This window comes from Acidihalobacter prosperus, from assembly GCF_000754095.2.
Classification (GTDB): Bacteria; Pseudomonadota; Gammaproteobacteria; order DSM-5130; family Acidihalobacteraceae; genus Acidihalobacter; species Acidihalobacter prosperus.
Genome location: NZ_JQSG02000001.1, coordinates 254,866 through 273,201 on the forward strand (window position 1 = coordinate 254,866; position 18,336 = coordinate 273,201).

General features: G+C 66.8%; 16 protein-coding genes. All 16 read right to left on the bottom strand.

Translation table 11 applies throughout. The features are described from left to right. Positions 1 to 2 precede the first annotated feature (2 nt). A complete protein-coding gene (glgP, locus tag THPRO_RS01270; protein ID WP_065089095.1) occupies positions 3 to 2,531 on the bottom strand; it encodes an alpha-glucan family phosphorylase in 2,529 nt (842 codons plus the stop codon). Then, positions 2,528 to 3,502: a 1-phosphofructokinase family hexose kinase gene (locus THPRO_RS01275; RefSeq protein ID WP_038087124.1), complete on the bottom strand. Its 975-nt coding sequence runs from the start codon at positions 3,500 to 3,502 to the stop codon at positions 2,528 to 2,530. Before THPRO_RS01275 ends, glgP begins: the two co-directional genes overlap by 4 nt. Continuing rightward, positions 3,499 to 4,617 (bottom strand): phosphohexomutase domain-containing protein, encoded by a 1,119-nt coding sequence (locus THPRO_RS01280; RefSeq protein WP_065089096.1) that lies wholly within the window; start codon positions 4,615 to 4,617, stop codon positions 3,499 to 3,501. The genes THPRO_RS01275 and THPRO_RS01280 overlap by 4 nt, the downstream gene beginning before the upstream one ends. 388 nt (positions 4,618 to 5,005) lie before the next feature. Beyond that, positions 5,006 to 6,424, bottom strand: a complete 1,419-nt coding sequence (gene pyk, locus THPRO_RS01285; protein ID WP_065089097.1) for a pyruvate kinase — start codon at positions 6,422 to 6,424, stop codon at positions 5,006 to 5,008. Between the two features lies 1 nt (position 6,425). Next, positions 6,426 to 7,796 carry an NAD(P)/FAD-dependent oxidoreductase gene (locus THPRO_RS01290; RefSeq protein ID WP_065089098.1) on the bottom strand — a complete coding sequence of 457 codons (1,371 nt, stop codon included), beginning with the start codon at positions 7,794 to 7,796 and terminating at the stop codon, positions 6,426 to 6,428. Between the two features lie 24 nt (positions 7,797 to 7,820). Then, positions 7,821 to 9,083, bottom strand: a complete 1,263-nt coding sequence (locus tag THPRO_RS01295) for an MgtC/SapB family protein (protein ID WP_038087119.1) — start codon at positions 9,081 to 9,083, stop codon at positions 7,821 to 7,823. Positions 9,084 to 9,113: 30 nt separating this feature from the next. Beyond that, complete coding sequence (locus THPRO_RS01300; RefSeq protein ID WP_052064057.1) at positions 9,114 to 9,494, bottom strand: YidH family protein; 381 nt, start codon at positions 9,492 to 9,494, stop codon at positions 9,114 to 9,116. A gap of 7 nt (positions 9,495 to 9,501) precedes the next feature. Beyond that, a complete protein-coding gene (locus tag THPRO_RS01305) occupies positions 9,502 to 9,969 on the bottom strand; it encodes a universal stress protein (RefSeq protein ID WP_038087112.1) in 468 nt (155 codons plus the stop codon). A gap of 85 nt (positions 9,970 to 10,054) precedes the next feature. Continuing rightward, entirely contained in the window at positions 10,055 to 10,873 is an 819-nt protein-coding gene (locus THPRO_RS01310) for a sulfite exporter TauE/SafE family protein (RefSeq protein WP_038087109.1), read from the bottom strand. Positions 10,874 to 11,033: 160 nt separating this feature from the next. After that, entirely contained in the window at positions 11,034 to 11,354 is a 321-nt protein-coding gene (locus THPRO_RS01315) for a DUF2934 domain-containing protein (protein ID WP_052064056.1), read from the bottom strand. A 118-nt stretch (positions 11,355 to 11,472) separates the two neighbouring features. After that, entirely contained in the window at positions 11,473 to 11,910 is a 438-nt protein-coding gene (locus THPRO_RS01320; protein WP_038087106.1) for an HIT domain-containing protein, read from the bottom strand. A gap of 40 nt (positions 11,911 to 11,950) precedes the next feature. Next, positions 11,951 to 13,912: an acetate--CoA ligase gene (gene acs, locus THPRO_RS01325; RefSeq protein WP_065089099.1), complete on the bottom strand. Its 1,962-nt coding sequence runs from the start codon at positions 13,910 to 13,912 to the stop codon at positions 11,951 to 11,953. Positions 13,913 to 14,009: 97 nt separating this feature from the next. Next, on the bottom strand, positions 14,010 to 14,606 hold the full coding sequence (locus THPRO_RS01330) for a histidine phosphatase family protein (protein ID WP_082954352.1): 597 nt from the start codon (positions 14,604 to 14,606) through the stop codon (positions 14,010 to 14,012). Next, the gene (locus THPRO_RS01335) at positions 14,599 to 15,450 is read right to left on the bottom strand and encodes a hypothetical protein (RefSeq protein ID WP_038087102.1); all 852 of its coding nucleotides are present in this window, start codon (positions 15,448 to 15,450) and stop codon (positions 14,599 to 14,601) included. The genes THPRO_RS01330 and THPRO_RS01335 overlap by 8 nt, the downstream gene beginning before the upstream one ends. Positions 15,451 to 15,462: 12 nt before the next feature. Next, the gene (locus THPRO_RS01340) at positions 15,463 to 16,764 is read right to left on the bottom strand and encodes a UDP-glucose dehydrogenase family protein (protein ID WP_038087099.1); all 1,302 of its coding nucleotides are present in this window, start codon (positions 16,762 to 16,764) and stop codon (positions 15,463 to 15,465) included. Positions 16,765 to 16,802: 38 nt separating this feature from the next. Next, positions 16,803 to 18,323: a glycosyltransferase family protein gene (locus THPRO_RS01345; protein ID WP_161489911.1), complete on the bottom strand. Its 1,521-nt coding sequence runs from the start codon at positions 18,321 to 18,323 to the stop codon at positions 16,803 to 16,805. Positions 18,324 to 18,336: the final 13 nt, after the last annotated feature.

Sequence of the window (18,336 nt, forward strand, 5' to 3'; positions counted from 1 at the left end):
ACTCAGTTGCGCGGTTGCCAAAGTATTTCGGTCGCTTCGAGCGGGACGCTGGCGGCCGGGTGGTCCGGCACGATGCGTACCGTGTAATCGCCGGGTGCCCGGTCCGCGGCAACGCGCCCGCGGTAGCGATAGCCATGAATGGCGCCTGCCAGCGCTTCGACGCGTTCGAGACGGTGACAGGTGTCGGGTTCTGCGTAAAGCTCCACGGCGACGTCGTCAGCTTCCAGATCGTCAAGATAGGTTTGCACGTCGACCAGCCAGCCTGCGGGATCCTCGCGCCAGGAGACGTCGCCGATGCGAATGCGGCTCCAATGATTCTTGAGACGCCGGTGCCAGCTTTCGAGTTCCATGCCCAGTTGCGACCGATGGGCCTGGCGGGCGCTGACGGCGCGCGTCTGCGGCAGGTAATAGCTTTCGACATACTCGCGCAACATCCGGTTGGAGGAATAGGCCGGGGTTAGCCTGGCCATGCTTTCGCGGATGCGCGCGACCCAAGGCCGCGGAATGCCCGCCTGATCACGAGTATAAAACAGCGGCACGATGTCTTCTTCGAGCAGCCGGTAGAGTTCGGCCGCTTCGGCGGCATCCCAGGCGGGGTCGGCATCGTGTTCGCCGCGGTCGCCGATGGCCCAGCCGATTTCCGGCGCGTAGGCTTCGGCCCACCAGCCGTCGAGCTCCGAAAGATTCAGGCCGCCGTTGACCAGCACCTTCATGCCGCTGGTCCCGCTGGCCTCCCACGGACGCCTGGGCGTGTTGATCCAGACGTCCACGCCCTGCACCAACGTGGCGGCGACGGCCATGTCGTAATCCTCAACGAAGACGATCCTGCCATGCAGCTCGGGACGTGCGATGAAGGTGCTCCAGGCGCGGATCATGGCCTGGCCGTTAGCATCGCGCGGGTGAGCCTTGCCGGCGAGTACGAGTTGTACGGGATGATTGGTGTCGGTCAGCAGCCGCGCGAGGCGATCGGGGTCGGCCAGCAGAAGGTTGGTCCGCTTGTAGGCCGTGAAGCGGCGGGCGAAACCGAGCGTGAGGGCATTGGGATCGAGCATCAGGGCGCATTCGTCTATGCGTGCCGCGGGGGCGCCGAGGTTGGCGCGCTGCCTTGCCAGCCGTCCGCGCAAGGCCTCGATCATGGCCTGGCGGCCTTGTACGCGGAAATCCCACAGCGCGCTGTCCTCGATTTCGCGAATGCCGCCGCCAATGCCGGCAAGATCGCCGATCCAACGGGACTTGCCGCAGCTTCGGGTCCACAGCCGATCCGCTTCGCGCGAGTCCCAGCTCGGCGTGTGCACGCCGTTGGTGACATGGCCGATGGGCGTCTCGGCAAACGGCCGGCGCGGGAAAAGCGGGGCGAACAGTCGTCGGCTGACCTCGCCGTGCAGGCGTGAGACGCCGTTTGCCGCGCCGCAGCCGCGCAATGCGAGATAGGCGGGGATGAAATCCATGTCCGCGGCGTCGCTATCGCCGTCGCAGGCCATCTGCCCAAGCTGGAGTATCCGCTCGAACGGGATGCCCCATTGTTCCGCATAAGGTTGCAGATACAGTCGCGCCAGTGCCGGCGGAAAGCGATCGAAGGCTGCGGGCACCGGTGTATGGGTGGTGAACAGATTGCCTGCACGGGTCGTACGCAACGCAAGGTCGAAGTCCGTGTCGTTTGCGCGCCGGTAGCTCGCAGCCCGTTCGAGCACGGCCAGCGCGGCATGTCCCTCGTTGAGATGGCAGACGCTCACCGCCAGACCGAGGTGCTCGAGCATCCGCCAGCCGCCGATGCCGAGGACGATTTCCTGGGTCAGACGCGTCTCGGTATCGCCGCCGTAAAGCTCGCCGGTGATGCCGCGGTCGCGCGGGCCATTGACCAGGTCGTTGGCGTCCAGCAGCAGCAGGCGCGTGCGGCCGACGCGTGCCTCCCAGCAGCGCAGTTGCAGTGGCCGGCCGGGCAGCTCGACGGTGACGCGCAGCCAGCCGCCGTCGCCGTTGCGCAAGGGCATGACCGGCAGCATCGCGGGGTCGTTGTACGGGAAGTAGGCGAGTTGCTCACCGTCGATGTTGAGTGCCTGGCGAAAGTAGCCCTGCTGATAGAGCAGGCCGACGCCGATCATGGGTACGCCCAGATCGCTGGCGGTCTTGAGCATGTCGCCGGCGAGAATGCCGAGCCCGCCGGAATAGATGGGCAGCGATTCGCTGAGCCCGAATTCCATGCTGAAATAGGCGATCGTGCCGGTGTCGTCGCCGCCTTCGATGCCGTCAAACCAGGTGGGTCCGCTAAGACTGGCTTCGCGTTCGTTCAATTGACGGTCCAGCTCGGCACGGAAGGCCGGGTCGAGGGCGAGTCGGTCCAGGCGGTCGCGCGATACCGATTCGAGTATCAGCCAGGGATTGCCGGTGGCGGCCCACAGCTCGGGATCCAGCGTTTCCCAAAGCGCATCGGAGGCGTGGCTCCAGCTCCAGCGCAAGTCGAGCGCCAGTTCGGTCAGGCGCGCCAGTTCGTCGGGCAGGCTGCGGGTCAGATAACGCTGGAAGCCGTTCATCCGGCAGCCCTGCCTGTCGTATGCGGGATACGGCGCACGTCGATGGCGCCGAGCAGAGACTGGATCTGCTGATAGCCGAACAACGCGGTACCCGGCCGGCTGGCGGTGCCGCTGCCGCAGGCGATGCCCAGCCGGAGCGCTTCCGCAGGACCTTCGCCGCGCGACAACGCGGTCAGCAGTCCGGCGATCATCGAATCGCCGGCACCCACGGTCGAGGCAACCTCCACGGTCGGCGTGTCGGCCAGATAGGTCGCCTGGGCGTCCACCAGCAACGCGCCTTCAGCGCCCAGGGATACGCACACGTATTCGATGCCTCGGCGCTGCAGCGCTCGTGCCTCGGCAATGACGTCGTCGAGGGTCGGCAGGGGGCGGCCGAGCAGCAGCTCCAGTTCGTAGCGGTTGGGTTTGATCAGATAGGGGTGCTCGGCAATGGCGCATACCAGCGCCGCTCCCTGGGCATCCACCACGCAGTGCGCCGCCTGGGCGCGCAGCGCACGTATCAGGGTGGCATAGATCTCCTCGGGCACGCCCGGCGGCAGCGAGCCGGTGAGTACCACGAACCCCCCGCCTGCGAGATTGAGCACCTCGTCGACGACGCCTTGCAGTGCCAGTGCGCTAACCTGGGGACCGGTGCCGCTGATTTCGAATTGCGTGCGCGGCGTGTCTTGCAGCAGGGTCACGTTGACGCGCGTTTCGCCCTCGATGCGGATGCAGTGCGGATGATCGAGTTCATGCGCGATCAGGCGTTGCAGGAAGTCGCCGATTTCGCCACCGACGATACAGATCGAGTGTGCCGGTACCCGCAGGCGTTTGAATGCGCGCGCGACATTGATGCCGTTGCCGCCCGGGTCGTAACGGTCCGCGCGCGCATGAACCTTCTGATCGGGTATCAGTCGGGGTATGTCGTAGCTGATGTCGATACAGGGATTCAGGGTGAGGGTGACCAGTGGCCCATCCGTCGGCGGACTCATGCGGCCACCAGGCTCAGCGCGTCGAGCAGCGCCGACAGCGGTTGCGATCGATCCGCCAGACCGTTGATCAACTCGATCAGGCTGCGCAGCGCGTTGTCGGTGGCATAGAGATCGCCGTAGAAATAATTGCCCTGATCGCTGATGCCGAACAGCGCCCGTGCCTCGCGCATGGCGGCCTGGATGGTCGCGGCGCTGCCGTCGCGCACTTCGAGCGGCCGGCCGCCGGCGGCGCGGATGGCGGCGACGACCGTCGGCGAGACAGCAGGCCCATGAATGACGGTACCGGCGGGTTGCTGTTCGAGCAGGATCAGGGCCAACAGGCCGCCGAAGCGGTCGGGCGAAATGCTGCGGCCGGTTTCGTCGACCAGCATCAGCGCGTCGGCGTCGCCATCGAAGGCGATACCGAAGTGACAGCCGTTGGTGACCACGCAGTCGCTGAGCGCATCGAGTGCGCCCGGCGTCTGCGGATCGGGTGAGCGCTTGGGAAAAGCCGGGTCGGGCTCGAAGCCCAGCTCCCAGATGCGCACGGTATGCAGGTGCGAGAAAACCATGCGCGTGTCCAGCCCGCCGATGCCGTTGCCGGCGTCGATGGCGACCTTGATCGGCGTGTGCGTGCGGCAGTGACTGCGGATCACGGCCGCATAATCGGCGAGCGGCGAGGAATAGTGCAGTTCGGGCGTACAGGCATGCCCGGAGTGAAACGGCGGTTCCACGCGCGCGAGCACCTCTTCGAGGCCATGGCCGACGCTGAGCGCACGTGCGTGGTGGGTGTAGAGCTTGAGACCGTTGTATGTCGGGGGCAGGCGGCCGCCGGTGATCATGACGGCACCGTCGAAACCTTGTTCGGCGGCGTACCAGCGCAGCATGGGCGTCGCGCACAGACCGATATGCGTGACGTGATGGCCGCCGGAGCGCAGACCGATGCTGACGGCTTCCGCAAGCGAGGCGGAACTGCTGCGCGCATCACGGCCGATCAGGAACTCCCGGTCCCCTTCCGGCGAGATCAGGTCGCCGAAGGCCCGGGCGATTGAAATCACCATGCCGCATTGCAGCCCGCCTTCGACCGGGCCGCGTATGCCTTCGGGGGTCAGCACCTGCTCGACTCGGAAACTCATGGATTGCCTCGCTGAGATGGATTGTGATGGGTCATGCGCGCGTGGCGGCATGCGGACGGGGCGTCTGTCCGATCCGTCGCATGGGGCATCGGTAGTGGATAAGCGAGCCGCAATCGCCGGCAGACCCACAATTTTGCCTGAGCCGCGATGTGTATCCCCACAAGAACATAGACCCGGATCAGGGTGACATCGATCCTCGCGATGCGAAAACAGCCGTTCGCGTCTCTTGCTTTGTCCGCAATGGAATTCATCGAACATATGTCGAGCATGCGGGGCTCGATCGGATAGATGGATATGCGCGCGATACCATCGGCGGATGGTGACTGCCGATGGCTGTTCGTTGTCACCTATCGCCGGGCGCGGCCGCGGAGGTGTGACGCGAGGTTCGTCAAACTCGATCTGGGCCATGTTGGGCGGGTCGTAAGGTGATCTGGCTGATGTCATCGGGGTGTCCGGGCGAGGGCGTGCGGGCCACCACGACCGAGCCATGACCTCCGGGAAAATGGTCGCGGAGCCAGGCGTCGACTGTGCGCTGCCAGTCTGCATCATGCGCGGGTGCTGCCTGTACCGGGTAGACGCCACGGCTGAAATTGAGACGACGACAGATCGCGGGGTCGTGGCAGAAAGCGAGGATCCAGGCGCGCGGGCGCAAACGGGCCACTCGACGGGCGGTGGCGCCGGTGCGTGTGGGCGTTGCGATCAATGCCGCGCGCAGCCGCGCCGCGGCTTCGACGGCCACGGCAGCCGTGACGGATTGGGGCGAGTCATCCTCTCCGCGAGTCATGTTCTGGAATTCGTGCTCAGCGCGTGCCGCGATGCGCGCCAGCATGCGCACCGCGGCAAGCGGGTGGCTACCTGTAGCGGATTCCTCGGACAGCATGACGGCGTCGGTGCCGTCGAGCACGGCATTGGCGACATCGGTCGCCTCGGCACGGGTGGGTCGGCGATTGTGCGTCATCGACTCGAGCATCTGGGTGGCGGTAATCACCGGGATGCCGGCCTGGTTGGCGCGGGCAATCACCCGCTTTTGGGTCATCGCGATCGCTTCGATCGGTGTTTCCACGCCAAGGTCGCCGCGCGCGACCATGAGGGCATCCGCCGCTTCGATGATGGCGTCGAGGCGTTTGAGGGCGCTGGCGCGCTCGACTTTGGCGACCAGCCAGGGCGCATGCCCGAGGGATTGCGCCGAGGCCCGTGCGGCGTGAATGTCTTCCGGGCCTTGCACAAAGGACAGACCGATGGCATCGACGCCCATTTCGAGCGCGAGGGCGAGCCGTTGCCGATCCTCGGAGGTAAAGCCGCCGCCGGCAAGCTGCAGGGCCGGGGCGTTGATGCCCTTGTGCGAACGCAATTCCCCGCCGATGATCACGCGGGCGGCGAGTCCGTCATCGCGGACCTCATGGGCGCGCAACTGAACAAAACCGTCGTTGAGAAACAGATCGTCGCCGGGCGACAGGCCGGCGAGCAGATCGGGTCGCGCCATGGGAAGATGAACGAGCGGGTCGTTTGCCGCCGGCCCGACCCAGACATCCTCGCCATGACGCAGGATCATCGGTTCCGAGGGCAGCATCCCGATGCGCAGCTTGGGGCCCGGCAGATCGGCCAGTATGGCGAGCGTCTGCCCCGTGTCCGCCGCCGCCGCGCGCAGCGCATATACCCAGCGGGCATGGGTGTCGGGGTCGCCATGGGCCAGGTTGAGTCGGGCCACGTCCATGCCGGCACGCAGCAGCTTGCGCAGCATTGCGGGAGCCTGCGAGGCAGGGCCGATGGTGCAGACGATACGGGTACGGTGTCTCGGTAGGCGCATCTTATGCCGTACCGAGGCGGCGGCGCAGGGCTTCGCCGGTCGCGGCCACGATCGGGTGCACGGGTGCGGTCAGGCGCGGGTGACTGCCGAACTGAAAGCTGGCGAGGTCCGTGGCCGTTGCGCGCAATTGGATGGCGACCGCGAGCGTGTTGAGTATTTCCGCCGTGGTGGGGCCGCCGATCACCTGACCGCCGATCAGCCGTTCGCTGTTGGCGTCGAACACCAGACGGCAGTGGACCTCGTGCGTGCCGGGCATGGTGGCGGGGTGATGGTCGGGCAGGCGCGCGTCGCCGGTGAAGACCTCGAAACCGATATCGCGTGCGCTGTGTTCGGTGAGACCGGCCACGCCGAAAGCCAGTTCGTCGATCTGGCTGGCGTAGACCGCGATGGTGCCGGCATTGGTTCTCGGCAGTTTGAGGCCATATAGATTCATGCCCGCGATACGTCCCTCGGCGGCCGCCTGCGAGGCGAGCAGGGCGTGGTTGGCGTGACGCGTGAAAAAATCCTGTTTGTGCGCGCAATCGCCCACCGCGAATATCTGCGGATCTTCCCGGCACTGTTGAAAGCCGTCGACCCAGATGCCACCGGAGCGCGATAGCGTCAGGCCCATGTCACCGGCCAGGCGCGTATCCGGCCGTGTGCCGATGGCTATCAACACGGCCTCGACGGACAGCCGACCGCCGTTGTCGAGGCGGACACCCGCCACACGCACGCCGTCCGCTTGCGCTTCGATGGCGGCGACCGTAGCGCCGGTGTGCACCTTGACGCCGAGTGCGCGCAAACGCGCGGCCACCGCCTCGCTGGCATCCGCGTCGAAGGAAGCGCCGAGTAGGCGGGGACGCTGTTCGATGAGATGCACCTCGATGCCACGCTTGCGCAGTTCGTCGGAGAATTCGACGCCGATGAAGCCGCCGCCGAGAATGGCGAGTGTGGCGACGCCGGGCAGTCTTTCGCTGAGCAGCTCGTCAAGGTAGTCGTACTGTTTGTGGATCTGGAAAACGCCATCGAGCGCATGCCCGTCGATGGGCGGTACGAAGGGTGTCGAGCCGGTGGCCAGCACCAGGCGATTCCAGGCGATACGGGTGCCATCCTCCAGCGTCGCATGGCGCGCGTCGCGGTTGACGGAAGCGATGCGACCGATCAGGATGCGTCCGCCGGCCGCGAGAAAGGGTGCGCGGCCGGCGAGATCCTCGTCGGTGCCGCCGAGCGTGCCGAAGATGTAGGGGATGCCGCAGGGCACCACCGCCTGCTCTTCTGGACGTACCAGCAGGACACGGCGCGACGGCCAGAATTGCGCCGCGGTGATGCCGCACATCATGCCGGCGGGGCCTCCGCCGACAATCAGCACATCCGTTTCCAGGGTCGTGGTCATGTGCGTGCTCCGTTGGGAGGCGGCTCAGCCGCCGTGCCAGAAGACATAAGCCAGGGAAAGCAGGCAGCTCGCGAACAGCCAGGTGGCGGCCGGCAGAATGTGACGGTTGCGGCTCAGCGCCAGGGCGTACAGGCCCTTGAGCAGATTGTTGCTGCCGCTGGCGACGATGACGGCTGCGGCAAGTCCGGCCTGGTCGACATGGAAGCGCCCTGCGAGCAGGGAGAGGATAAAGGGATCGATATCGGTGAATCCGACGGCGAACGACAGAGCGTGCAGACCGGCGGCGCCGTAGTGTCCGATCACCCAGTGGGTCAAAGCCGCGAACAGCACGAACAAAAAGGCGAACAACACGGCGGTGCTGAATTCGAGCGGATGGCGCAAGGTTTGCGCGGGCGATTCGGCGCCATCGGCGGATTTGCGACGCATCCCCCAGGCCAGGCCAATCGACCCGGCAAGCAGCAACCCGAAGGGTGTGACCAGGCGCCAGGCGACACCTTCGTGCCCGAGGATCAGGATCAGGCTGAACAGACGCAGATACATCATCGCGGTGGCCAGCACGATGGCCGCGGCCAGTGTGTGGACGTCGCCGGCAGACTCGCGCGCCTGCCGGCCGAGGACCACGGTGGCGGCCGTGCTGGAGTAGAGTCCGCCCAGCACACCGGTGAGCAGGGCGCCTCGCGCGGGGAAGAAGTAGGTCTGTGCGAAGTAGCTCAGGTAGGAGATGCCCGAAACCACGATCACCGCCAGCCAGAGCTGGTAATACGTCACGCTCAGAAAGGGGGCGATCTGGCGCTCGGGCAATAGCGGCAGGATCAGTCCGGCCATGATCAGGAACTTGGCCAGGGTGGCGGCCTCGCTGCTGCGGAAGGCATCCGAAAAACGGCGGATGCCGGGTTTCTCGCCGAGCAGCAGCAGGATGACGACCACATACAAGATCAGCAGCCACATCGGCTGATGCAGCGACAGGGGACCGATCAGGAAGACCAGCAGGGCGATCAGTGTTGCGAGCAGGCTTTGCTGGCCGGCGCGCAGGCGGGTGTGGTAGTTCAGCGCCAGCAGTGCGGCGACGACGATCAGACCGAAGCCAAAGAGATGCAGGCTCGGGTCGAGGAGGGTCAGCGCGAAGCCCAGGACCGCGAGCAGCGTGAAGGTGCGGGTGGTGCCGAAGCCCAGATCCTGGCCGCCGGCACGCCGGTAGCTGTGCAGTTCGAGACCGATGACGAAGCCAAACAGCGTGGTCGCGACGAAGGCGACCAGCAGTGGCGACAGCAAGGCGGGATTCGGCATGGCGTGACGGGCTCCGGCGGCAGTCGGCGATCAGCCGAGCACTTCGCGTCCGACGTAGACGACCAGGAACAAGCCCAGCCCGCCGACCATGACCGCAAGCACTAGATTGGGGAGCGTGGCGCGGTAGCGCGCGGGCGTTTCGCTGTCGATCGCGCGGCGGTTGATCAGATAGCCCCAGCTGGCGACCGCGACCATCAGCAGCCCGGTGACGATCAGCGCCAATCCCGCGCCGGCGGCCCGATGGCCGGCACCGGACGCGGGTTCCGGGTGGTTGCCGGCCACCGCGAGATAGCGCATGAACAGATCGAACTTCTCGATCACGAATCCGAAGGCCATCAGCGCCACGGCCGTGCGTATCCAGGCCAGATAGGTGCGCTCGTTGGCGGCGTGGTCGCGGAAGCGGTCGATCACGATGCGCTTACGCCGGCGGCGCCGCGGACGGGACCACCAGCATCGGCAGACTGCCCTTGCGCAGCAGCGTTTCGGTGGTGCTGCCGAGCAGCAGACGTGCCAGACCGTGGCGGCCGTGGGTGGCGATCACCAGCAGATCGGCCTGCCAATCCTCGGCTGCCTTGAGTATTGCCCGGCCTACGCGGCCTTCCGGCGACTCGATCAGCTCCGATTCGGCACTCAAACCCGCGGCCCTGGCCTCAGCCAAGGCCGCATCGAGCACCTTGCGGGCGCCGCTGACGAGATTGTCGCGCAGTGTCTGAGGGTCGATCCACGCGAGTTCGCCGCCCATGTAGTCGCCGATGGCTTCGTCGACCACGGTGATGAGTTTGATCGCGGCGCCCTGGTCGGCAGCCAAGGCGAGGGCCTGGGCCAGCGACTTGCCCGCCGGCCCGCTGCCGTCGACGGGTACCAGAATGCGTTGATAGAGGCCCATGGCGAATACTCCTTGTGTGGGTGAAAAATCCTTGTTTCGACAGCATCATTATCGACCCAATCAGCCTACCGCTTCATGACGCCCGTCATGGATAGGGGTCGTGATGGTGCGCCGACAGTCGATGCCCGGGGCGGTCCATGATTTCGAACAGGCCGAGCGCGATCAACAGGCCGGCAAACAGCCAGCGCAGCAGGTGCTCGGGCAGCGCCAGCGCGAGGCGAGCGCCAAGCAGCGAGCCGATGAGGCCGCCGAGTGCCAGCCAGGGCAGCAGGTGCCAGCTGACATGGCCTTCGCGCACGTTTTCCCACAGACCGCTCAGCGTGGCCGGCAGCCGGGTGATCAGCGATGAACCCTGGGCCAACGCCTGGGGCATGCCCAGGCCGAGTACGAACAGCGGTACCAATACCGGTCCGCCGCTGATGCCCGCCACGCCGGCAACGGCACCGGACAGCACGCCCACAAACAGGAGATAGATATGCGGCCATCCGCGCGCGAAGCCGTCAGGGGGTGTCATGCCGGCGGCAAACAGGGCGATGCCGCCAAGCATTACCACGAGACCGAAGGCGATGCGCAGGCCGCGCGTGCGCCAGTCGCGACTCAGGCGTGCGGCCAGTGGGGCGATGAGCAGGGCGGGCAGCCCTGCCCAGAAAAGCGGCGCCCAGGCGATACGGCCGCCAGCGGCATAGGCCGCCGAGCCGGCGAGTGCATTGACCAGGGATACGGCCAGCGCGGTCCCGCGCGCATCCAGCGCGGGTAGGCGCAGCAGGTCGGTAAGCAAGGGAATGAGAAGGGTGCCGCCACCGAGGCTGGCCAGTCCGCCGCCGACCCCGGAGAGCAGCCCGACGCCGCTCGCGGCGCGCAGGCGGTGGCGAGGGTCGGGGCGCCTCGCGATCGCAGCATTCATGCGGCCGCAGCCGGGGTGGGCGGCCGCGCCTGAATCGTTGTTCGCGTCACCGCATGTTCTCTGCGAAGCACCTGACGGCGTACCTGAGGGTAGACCACGCCGGGGCGCGTGGGTTCTGCGCATGTGCGGGCGGTCGGGCGGACCCGTCCGCCCGCAGCGCTCAGTGGGTCAGATGGCCGCCCAGGCGTGCGTCGATCGCGCCTTCGGCCTCGAGCCAGTCGTTCAGCGAGCGGGCAGGGTCGAATCCATGCGATTCGGCAATATAGAACGCGGCTTCGGCAATCATCCGGTAGCGCTGTTCGGGCGTGACCTGGGTGGTGCCGCTGGTCTTGGATTTGCGGCTGCGCGAGGCGGCGGGCTTTGCGGTGGCGGTCCGTTTGGCCGTTGTCTTGCCGGCGGCTGCGGTTTTGGCGGGCGTCTTGGGGGTTGCGGTCTTGGCGCTACGGGTGCGTTTTTTGGGCGTTTCGGGGGCTTCGCTCATGATTTCGCTCCATCAGGGCATATGAGATGAACGGAACGGGCGCTGCCGGGCGGTAGCAAGGGGCGGGCAGCCCTGAAAGCATAGTTCAAATCACGCCTTTCGATACCGCGGGCGAATTTCATGGCGAGTCAGGATGAGCGACGAAACCCGGTAGACGTGCGGCGTTCAGGCTTGCGCGCAGCGCGGCCAGCGCTGCGCGCGAATATGCTGTTCGACTGGCCGTGCCCCAGACCACGCCTGGCCATGCCGGGTCGGCGGAATGTCTACCGACGACATGTACATGCAGCTGCCGAACGAGATTGCCGATGGCCGCGACGTTGAGTTTCTCGATCTGGGGCTGGTGCTTGTCGATGAAGGCGGCGATGCGGTTGACTTCCGTCATCAGGCCCGCCTGCAGGGCAGGCTCGAGTCGATACAGCTCGGTTTCCCGCGTGCGCGGCACGAGAATGAACCAGGGGTAATGGGCGTTGTCCATCAGCAGCAGTTCGCTGAACGGCAGTCGCCCGAGTCGGTGGCAGTCACGAGCCAGTTGTGGGTTGAGTTCGAAGGTGTCCATGGTCGGTCGGCGGGCGCGGCAAGCGCCGCGCCCGTCTGCTTCAGGCCTTGCCCTGGAGCTGCGCGATCACGGCCTCGTTCTCCAGCGTGGAAATGTCCGAGGTGATGACTTCGCCCTTGGCGATGCTGCGCAGCAGGCGGCGCATGATCTTGCCGGACCGCGTCTTGGGCAGCCCTTCGGTGAAACGGATATCATCCGGCTTGGCGATGGGGCCGATTTCCTTGGCGACCCAGTCGCGCAGGGTCTTGGTCATGGCGTCGGCGTCGGTGCCGGTGGGGCGTTCGCCGCGCAGAATGACGTAGGCCACGATGGCTTCGCCCTTGACGTCGTGCGGGCGCCCGACGACCGCGGCCTCGGCGACGGCCTCGTGGGCGACCAGCGCGGATTCGATTTCCATGGTGCCGAGACGGTGCCCGGAGACGTTGAGCACGTCGTCTATGCGGCCCATGATCCAGAAGTATCCATCCGCATCGCGGCGGGCGCTGTCGCCGGCGAGGTAGAAGCGGCCGTCGAACATGCCCCAGTAGGTCTTGCGGTAGCGCTCGTCGTCGCCCCATACGGTGCGCAGCATGGACGGCCAGGGCTTGCGGATCACCAGATAGCCGCCCCGGTCGGCTTCGGTGATGGTGTTGCCCTGCTCGTCGACCACGTCGGCTAGGATGCCGGGTAGGGCCAGGGTGCAGGAGCCGGGCTTGGTCGCCACCGCGCCGGGGATGGGGGCGATCATGTGTCCGCCGGTTTCGGTTTGCCACCAGGTGTCGACGATGGGGCAGCGTTCGCCGCCGATCACGCGGTGATACCACATCCAGGCTTCCGGGTTGATGGGCTCGCCCACCGTGCCGAGCAAGCGCAGGCGGGACAGGTCGTGGCCCTGGGGGAAGGCGTCGCCGAGCTTCATCAGCGCGCGGATCGCAGTCGGCGCGGTGTAGAACACGGTGACCGCATGCTCTGCCGCCAGCTTCCAGAAACGGCCGCCGTCGGGCACCGTTGGCGCGCCCTCGTAGATCACCTGGGTCGCGCCAAGCGCCAGCGGGCCGTAGGCGACATAGGTGTGACCGGTGATCCAGCCGACGTCGGCAGTACACCAGAACACGTCTCGATCGTGCAGGTCGAAGACCCATTTGTTGGTCAGGATCGCCTGCAGCAGATAGCCGGCACTGGAATGCTGGATGCCCTTGGGTTTGCCGGTGGAGCCGGAGGTGTACAGCAGGAACAGTGGATGCTCCGCATCCACCCACTCAGGTTCGCAGGCCTGGGGCTGGCCCGCGATGGCATCCTGCCAGCGCACGTCGCGACTCTCGACCATGGGCACGCCATGGCGGGTGCGCTCGAATACGATGACCTTTTCAACGCTGGGCGTGCCGTGCTCGATGGCTTCGTCAACCGCGGCCTTGAGCGGGACGATCTTAGCGCCGCGATGGCCGCCGTCGGCGGTGATGATCATGCGCGCGCCGGCGTCGTTGACGCGGTCGCGCAGGGCCTCGGCAGAGAAGCCGCCGAAGACCACCGAATGGGTCGCGCCGATGCGCGCGCAGGCCTGCATGGCGATCACCGCTTCGGCGATCATCGGCATGTAGATGACCACGCGGTCGCCCTTGCGGATGCCCTGTGCCTTGAGCGCGTTGGCGAACTGGCAGACCTCGGCGTGCAGTTCGCGGTAGGTGTACTTGCGCACGTCGCCGGGTTCGCCCTCGAAGACGATCGCGGTCTTGTCGCCGCGTTCAGCGAGGTGACGGTCGAGGCAGTTGTAGCTGACGTTGATCTGGCCGTCGGTGAACCAGCGATAATGCGGCGCGTCGGATTCGTCAAGGATGGTGCTGAAGGGCGTTTGCCAGCTGATTTCCTCGCGGGCGCGTTCGGCCCAGAAGCCTTCGTAATCCTCGGCGGCCTGCCGGTGGAGCGCGCTCAGCGATTCGCCGTTCAGCCTCGCCTCGGCGGCAAAGGCCTGCGGGGGTTGGAAGACACGTTCCTCGTGCAGGACGGATTCGATGTTCTCGCTCATGGTCGACGCACTCCTGATGTTGATGACCTGCGCCTTGTGGGGTCGGCGTGCCTTGGGTCTTGTAAGAACCAAAAAGCTTATCAGAAATGGCGACAGGCTAGGGGCGGCGCGGCGGCCAGTCGAGCGCGCACAACTCGGAGTTGCCGATCGCGATCTGACGGAAGGCACCCAGTGCGGCCTGCTCTGCGAGCAGGCGGGCGATGCGGATCACGCCGGCATGCGTCACCACGATGACGGGCGCGGGCAGGGCGGTCGCGATGTCGTTCAGGCATTGGCGGACCCTTTCGGCGGCCAGCGGCAGCGGCTCGCCGCCCGCCGGAGGATGTGCGTCGGGTTGGCGCTTCCAGTTGCGCAGCGCTTCGGGCCAGCGCGCCTTGACTTCGATTTGGGTCAGTCCTTCCCATTCGCCGTAGGACAGTTCGCAAAGTCGTTCGTCGACGGCCAGCTCGAGCCCGAGCCGGCGCGCGATCGGCGCGGCGGTGTCGCGGGCGCGCCGCAGGGGGCTGCTGATCAGCGCGCGCGCGCCGCTGTCCTCCAGGCGGGTGCCGAGCGCGTGCGCCTGTTCGTGGCCCAGCGGCGACAGCACGGTGTCGCTACGCCCTTGGTAGCGACCGTCGCGATTCCATTCGGTTTGGCCGTGTCGCACCAGCAGCAACCGGGCGAGATGCCCGTGTGGGTTCGTGACATCAGCCACGCAGGCTCAAACCGAAGGTGATACGGCTGCCGGCATGCAGGCCTTCGCCGGCCATTTCCTTTTCGTAGAGTAGCTTCAGACGCACGCCATGGGCGAGGTGATAGGACACGCCAATGCCCGGACGCAGCAGATTGTAGTTGGTTGCGTTATGCGCGGTGTCGCCTGGGATGTATCCGCCATTCGGCCCCAGCACCCGCGACAGGAAAAGGCTGCCGACCCAGGACCAGCGGTGCAGCAGCGGACCGCCGACCAGCCCCATGAAACGGATTTGCGGGGCGCCGTCTTCGAGGAATATGCGTGGTCCGAGCGACAATGTGGCGTACAGGGGGGTGTTGTGGCCGGCGGGCCGGAACCACAGCCAGTAGTCGAATTCCACGGCATTCTGCCCGGTGCTCAGTGCCGGGTCCAGTGTGCCGGATCCGGTGGGAATGATGGTGCTCAGCGCCAGCGCCTGCGCGCGGTCAGGCGTGCTGTCGATGATGCGCGCGATTCCGAGTTGCTGATCCTCGGGCCCGTTGGCGGTCAGGGTGTGCTTGCGCTTGATCTTGCGGATGTGCGCGGCGCGAAGATCGAAGAAGAAGAGCCAGCGCGGCGCCAGCGCCGCGCGGCCGGTAATGCGCAGCTCCTGTTTGATGTAGCGGCTGCTCGAAGGCACCGTGGCGCTGCCGAAACTGCCCTGGGGGAAGCTGCGGTCGGCGCTGTAGTCGCGATACTGGAAGTTGATGGCGTTGCGGTTGCCGGCCGGCGTCCAAGGGTTGGCGTGGGCGGAGTTGGGGCGCATCAGCAGCATCATCAGTGCAGCGAGCGCACACAGTCCGGCGTGCAGGGGGTGGATTCGCGGCATGGGACTCCCGAGTCAGCCGGCCAGAGGGATGAAACTTAGACCCAGGGCGCGCAAGGCATCGCCCTCGAGCAGATTGCGTCCGTCCACGACCACGCGGGGGCCGCTCAGATGTTCGGCGATGTCGGTCCAGTCCAGGCTGCGGAATTCGGGCCAGTCGGTGGCGATGACGACCGCGTCCGCACCAGCTGCGGCCTGATAGGCGTCGTCGTAGTGACTCAGGCGCTCGTCGGCGGGTCTGGCGTCGCGCGCGGCCGCGCCGGCGCGCGGGTCGTAGGCGCGCACATGCGCGCCGCCGCGGCGCAGGGCGTCGATGACGGCTAGCCCGGGTGCTTCCCGCACATCGCCGGTGCCGGCCTTGAAGGCCAGCCCGAAGATGCAGATCTCTTTGCCGCGCAGTGTGCCGAGCGCTTCGTTCAGGGTGCTGATGACGGCCTCGCGCTGGCGGGCGTTGATGGCCAGGGTCGCACGCAGCATGCCGGGTCTGTGGCCGGGGATCAGGCGCTCCAGCGCGCGTACCTCGCGCGGCAGGCAGTCGCCGCCGTAGCCGATGCCCGGCTCGATGAAATCCGCGCCGATACGCGGGTCCAGGGCCATGCCTTCCGCCACCGAGCGTACGTCGGCGCCGGTGCTGCGCGCCAACGAGGCGATTTCGTTGATGAACGAAATCTTCGCCGCGAAAAACGCATTGGACGCGTATTTGATGAGCTGGGCCGAAGCCGGGGACACGAACAGGATCGGGCTGCGCAAGGGTGCGTAGAGTTTCGCCAAAGTGTTGGCCGCCTGGCCGTCGTCCGTGCCGATCACGATGCGGCTCGGCTGGGTGATGTCTCTCAGGGCCTGGCCGCGACGGGGGAATTCCGGCGTGATGACCACGGGCAGGTTGCGGGTCGGCGTGCGCAAGCGCGCCAGGGCCGCCTGCAGACGCGACAGGGCACCGCCCGGCGGGGGTACCGATTTGAGCACCAGCAGGAAGTCGCCCGGCGTGCGCGCGGCGAGGTCGATCAGGGTGTTGCGCAGCCCGGTGGTGGCCGGCCGGCCGTCGGGCTTGAGCGGGGTGCCGACGCAGGCGAATGCGAAATCGATGGGGCCGTCGGGGTGGCTGCGCCGGCTCAGGGCGATCTGGCCTGCGGCCACTCCCTGCAAGAAGGCGGCGACGAGCGCCGGCTCGTCGCTTTCCAGGCGACCTTCCGCGAGTCCGTCCATGCGCGCGGCGTCATGGTCGTGGGCGGTGACACGGCAGCCGAGTTCCGCCAGACAGACCGCGGTGGCGAGGCCGACATGACCGAGCCCAACGATGAAGGCGTGCTGCGCCATGTGCTCCCCCTCGTGCTGCGGATCGGGACCGTTTCGATTCAGGCTTCCAGCAGGGCCCGGGGTCTTGCCGTGAGTGCATGCAGCTCGGCCGCCACCTGGGCGGCGCCATCCAGCGGGAAGCGCGTCAGATGGCGATCGCCGGCGTCCAGCGCCACCGGCACGAGCCGCGACAGCTGCTCGGCGATGTCGCCGTCGGGATCGACGCGATCGACCAGGCCGAAACGCGCGAGCATGTCGGAGCGCATGCGTTGCTCGGCACGCGGCCGGGCACGCGGCACCAGGATGGCCTTGCAGCCCAGCGAGAGGATTTCGGCGCTGGTGTTGTAGCCGGCCATCGCGATCACGAGATCGGAATCGCGCATCAGCGGCAGCATGTCGGTGGCGCCGTCGATCAGATGGACATCCGGGCTTTCCGCGGCGGCGCGTTCAAGCTGCGCACGCTCGTTCGGATCCATGAGCGGTCCCGGCACGATCAGGCTCTGGCAGCCGAAACCGCCGTTGCGGCGCAGGGCGCTCAGATAGGCGTCGATGATGCGCACACCGTCGCCGCCGCCGCCGACCGTGACGAGCACGCGGGGGCGGCCCGGTGCCCGGACCGGTAGCGCGGCGGTTGCGACGTCGCTGCTCGGTTGGTTGCACACGTAACCGCAGTAGCGAATCTTGCCGGCGACCGAATCGGGAATGCCATAGGCGTCGACGACGTCGAACCAGTCCTGGCGCCCGTAGACCAGAATCTGGTCGTAGACCCGGTCGAGAATGTCGATGATGCCCTGTTCGCACCAAACCTTGCGGGTGGCGTCCGGCGAATCGATGATGTCGCGCATGCCCAGCACCAGCCGCGTCTCCGGATGTCCTTCCTGCAACAGGGCGAGGGTCGGGAGCAGTTCGCCGCCCATGCCGATGGGGGCGTGGTCGACCAGGAACACGTCGGGCTTGAAGGAGAGCGCCGCCTCCAGGATCAAGGCTTCACGATGTCCCTTGAGCAGCGCGAAATTCTTGGCATGATCGCGAGGCCCGTACTGCTCGTCGCCGATCTTGACCACCGGCGGCAGCGCACGCACCGTCAGCCCGGCCGGCAGCGGCCAGCTGTCCTGCATCGGCGAGCCGGTGAGCAGCAGCACTTCGAAATGCCCCGAGGTCGCCAGCAGCTGGCGTGCAATCGCGAGATTGCGACGCAAGTGGCCAAGACCGAAGGTGTCGTGCGAATACAGCATCACCCGCGCCGGTCGCGACGGGCTTGTGGCGTGAAACCCCGGCCGGGTTTGCCGCCAATCGTTCGTGGCCAGCGTCAGGCCGCCCGCCAGCAGGGCGCCGCGCCTTTCGTCCATACCGCCCAGCAGCGAGAACGCATCGTGCGTGTCGCGGACGTCGCCCAAGCTGCGCTGGCGGCGCCAGCAGTCGAGGCATAGTGAAATCCAGTCGTTGCCGTGGAGATAACGGATGGAGGCGCGATGCTGATGGCCGCAGCGGTTGTCCGCGACGGCAGGCGCATAGCCCTTGTGCGGCGCGAGCGAGAACCCGGCATGGCCAGGTGACACGTACGATCCTGATTGATTCACGTGGAAACGCCTC

What these genes read in the sequence shown, in the direction of transcription:
- glgP (WP_065089095.1), bottom strand. Translation starts at nt 2,531, where the DNA reads ATGAACGGCTTCCAGCGTTATCTGACCCGCAGCCTGCCCGACGAACTG.
- THPRO_RS01275 (WP_038087124.1), bottom strand. Translation starts at nt 3,502, where the DNA reads ATGAGTCCGCCGACGGATGGGCCACTGGTCACCCTCACCCTGAATCCC.
- THPRO_RS01280 (WP_065089096.1), bottom strand. Translation starts at nt 4,617, where the DNA reads ATGAGTTTCCGAGTCGAGCAGGTGCTGACCCCCGAAGGCATACGCGGC.
- pyk (WP_065089097.1), bottom strand. Translation starts at nt 6,424, where the DNA reads ATGCGCCTACCGAGACACCGTACCCGTATCGTCTGCACCATCGGCCCT.
- THPRO_RS01290 (WP_065089098.1), bottom strand. Translation starts at nt 7,796, where the DNA reads ATGACCACGACCCTGGAAACGGATGTGCTGATTGTCGGCGGAGGCCCC.
- THPRO_RS01295 (WP_038087119.1), bottom strand. Translation starts at nt 9,083, where the DNA reads ATGCCGAATCCCGCCTTGCTGTCGCCACTGCTGGTCGCCTTCGTCGCG.
- THPRO_RS01305 (WP_038087112.1), bottom strand. Translation starts at nt 9,969, where the DNA reads ATGGGCCTCTATCAACGCATTCTGGTACCCGTCGACGGCAGCGGGCCG.
- THPRO_RS01310 (WP_038087109.1), bottom strand. Translation starts at nt 10,873, where the DNA reads ATGAATGCTGCGATCGCGAGGCGCCCCGACCCTCGCCACCGCCTGCGC.
- THPRO_RS01315 (WP_052064056.1), bottom strand. Translation starts at nt 11,354, where the DNA reads ATGAGCGAAGCCCCCGAAACGCCCAAAAAACGCACCCGTAGCGCCAAG.
- THPRO_RS01320 (WP_038087106.1), bottom strand. Translation starts at nt 11,910, where the DNA reads ATGGACACCTTCGAACTCAACCCACAACTGGCTCGTGACTGCCACCGA.
- acs (WP_065089099.1), bottom strand. Translation starts at nt 13,912, where the DNA reads ATGAGCGAGAACATCGAATCCGTCCTGCACGAGGAACGTGTCTTCCAA.
- THPRO_RS01335 (WP_038087102.1), bottom strand. Translation starts at nt 15,450, where the DNA reads ATGCCGCGAATCCACCCCCTGCACGCCGGACTGTGTGCGCTCGCTGCA.
- THPRO_RS01340 (WP_038087099.1), bottom strand. Translation starts at nt 16,764, where the DNA reads ATGGCGCAGCACGCCTTCATCGTTGGGCTCGGTCATGTCGGCCTCGCC.